This is a genomic window from Sphingomonas pituitosa NBRC 102491 (assembly GCF_001598435.1).
Taxonomy (GTDB): Bacteria; Pseudomonadota; Alphaproteobacteria; order Sphingomonadales; family Sphingomonadaceae; genus Sphingomonas; species Sphingomonas pituitosa.
Map to the genome: position 1 here is coordinate 1 of NZ_BCYY01000059.1, position 2,479 is coordinate 2,479.

The following is a 2,479-nucleotide window of genomic DNA, read 5'->3' on the forward strand; positions in this document are numbered from 1 at the left end:
TAAGCGTGTTCAGCAGGCCGCCTTGCGGCATCGTCGATAGCCGGGATGCTTGCCGCCTTTAACGGGGGCGTTGGTGGTGCAGGAAGTTTCCGGTTCTACGACCAGTCATACGAGCACTCGTATGACTGGTCGTATGGAAGTAGTCGGCCGTGTGTCTGGGCGGCGGCGATGGTCGGACGCGGAAAAGCTGGAGATCCTGGCCGAGGCGTTCCTGCCTGGGGCCAGGGTCTGCGATGTGATCGCCCGGCGCGAGGTGTCGAGCAGCCTGATCTATACGTGGCGCAAGCAACTGCGCGAAGGCAGGCTGGCCAGGGCTGCGCCTTCGCTGCCGGTGTTTGCCGAAGTTCGGCTCGCCGAGCCGGTCGTGCCGGCGTCACCGCCGGTGCCGTGTTCGTCGGGGCGCATCGATATCGCGTTGCCCGGCGGTGTTCGGATCAGTGTCGACGGCGGGGTGGATGCGAATGCGCTGGCACGGGTGTTGTCGGTGCTGCGGTGAGCCCGGCGCCGTTGCCGACACGGGTGTATCTGGCGTGCGGCGTGACCGACATGCGCAAGGGCTTCGACGGCCTGGCGGTGCTGGTGCAGCAGGTGCTGGCGAAAGACCCGCATTCGGGCGCGCTGTTCGCGTTTCGCGGCAAGCGCGGGCATCTGGTCAAGCTGCTCTGGTTCGATGGGCAAGGCCTGTGCCTGTTTTCGAAGCGGCTCGACCGGGGCCGTTTCGTCTGGCCGGTGACGGCAAGCGGAACGGTGGTGCTGACGCCAGCGCAATTGTCGATGCTGCTGGAGGGCATCGACTGGCGCCGTCCGGAGCGGACCTGCACGCCGACGCTGGCGGGCTGAAACGGGCGGTTTTGCGTCGCTTTTGCTCGCCTGAAACGCTGCGATCTGCTAGGAAATCCGGGTGTCGGAAGCGCCCGTTTCCCCTGCTGATGCCACCGCGCGGATCGCCGCGCTGGAGGCGTTGCTCGCCCGGGCCAATGCCGCGCTTGCCGCCCGCGATCTGCTCATCGACAGCTTGCGCGGGCAGATCGCCCGGCTGCGGCGAATGCAGTTCGGCGCCTCCTCCGAGAAGCTGGGCCGCGAGATCGAGCAGCTCGAACTGGCGCTGGAGGAGCTGGAAGCCGAGCGCGACGCGGCGCCGGTAGAGGAGCGCCCGTCGGAAACCGCGTCGCGGCCGGCACCGGTCCGCAGCCTGCCGGCGCACCTGCCGCGCGAAGAGATCGTCCACGAACCAGCATCGGGCGCCTGCACCTGTCCCGATTGCGGCGGCGTACTGCGCCGGCTCGGCATGGATGCGCATGAGATGCTCGACATCGTGCCGGTGCGCTGGCGAGTGGTGCGCAACGTCCGTCCCAAATATAGCTGCCGGGTCTGCGAGAAGATTGTCCAGGCACCCGCGCCGGCCAGCGCCGTCGCGCGCGGCAAGGCCAGCTTCGCGACGCTCGCGCATGTCGTGGTATCCAAGTTCAATGACCACCTGCCGCTGTACCGCCAGGCCGAGATGATGGCGGCGCAGGGGCTCGACATCGACCGTTCGACGCTGGCCGGCTGGGCCGGACAGGCCGCAGCGTTGCTCGATCCGGTCGTCGCCCGCATCCGCGACGAAGTCCTCAAGGCCGACAAGATCCACGCCGACGACACCCCGGTGCCGGTGCTCGACCCCGGCCGCGGCAAGACCGCGACGGGGCGGCTATGGGTGTACGCGGCCGACGACCAGGCCTCGGGCAGCACGGCGCCGCGCGCGACCTGGTATCGCTTCACGCCCGACCGCACCGCCGCGCACCCGCTGGCGCATCTCGCCGGCTTTCGCGGTTTCCTCCAGGCCGATGCCTATGCCGGCTATGACGGGCTGTATCGGGGCGGCGCCACCGAGGTGGCATGTTGGGCACATTTCCGGCGCAAGATCTTTGACCTGCATGAGCGCACCTCCACGCCGCTGACCACCGACATTCTAGAGCGGATCGGCGCGCTCTACGCCGTCGAGGCCGAGGTGCGCGGCCAGCCGCCGGATATCCGGCACCGGGCACGGCAGGAACGCAGCAAACCGCTGGTTGAGGCCTTGCGCGAAGTGCTCGACACCGCGCTGCGCCGCCTGTCGCCCAAATCCGACATGGCGAAGGCCATCGCCTATGGCACCAAGCGCTGGCCGGCGCTGTCGCGCTTCCTCGACAACGGCCGGCTGGAGATCGACAACAACATCGCCGAACGCGCCCTGCGCGGCGTGGCCATCGGCCGTCGCAACTGGCTGTTCGCCGGCTCGCGCGTGGGCGGTGAACGTGCCGCCGCCATCTACACCGTCATCCATACCTGCAAGGCCAACGGCGTCGACCCACAGGCCTATATCGCCGACGTCATTGCCAGGATCGCCGATGACTGGCCCGCCAGCCGCTGGGATGAACTCCTGCCGTGGAACTGGACCCCGCCAGCCGATCAGCCAACCGCGCAAGCCGCATAATCTGCGGCCTGCAGACCGCGCTTA

The 2,479-nt window shown here is 68.4% G+C and carries 3 protein-coding genes; all 3 read left to right on the forward strand.

Features of this window, described 5'->3' with window-relative positions:
- Nucleotides 1-121 precede the first annotated feature (121 nt).
- On the forward strand, nt 122-496 hold the full coding sequence (gene tnpA, locus SPI01S_RS21515) for an IS66-like element accessory protein TnpA (RefSeq protein ID WP_084253698.1): 375 nt from the start codon (nt 122-124) through the stop codon (nt 494-496).
- Entirely contained in the window at nt 493-840 is a 348-nt protein-coding gene (tnpB, locus tag SPI01S_RS21520) for an IS66 family insertion sequence element accessory protein TnpB (protein WP_066727407.1), read from the forward strand. Before tnpA ends, tnpB begins: the two co-directional genes overlap by 4 nt.
- Before the next feature lie 61 nt (nt 841-901).
- Complete coding sequence (gene tnpC / locus SPI01S_RS21525; protein WP_066727409.1) at nt 902-2,455, forward strand: IS66 family transposase; 1,554 nt, start codon at nt 902-904, stop codon at nt 2,453-2,455.
- Nucleotides 2,456-2,479 lie beyond the last annotated feature (24 nt).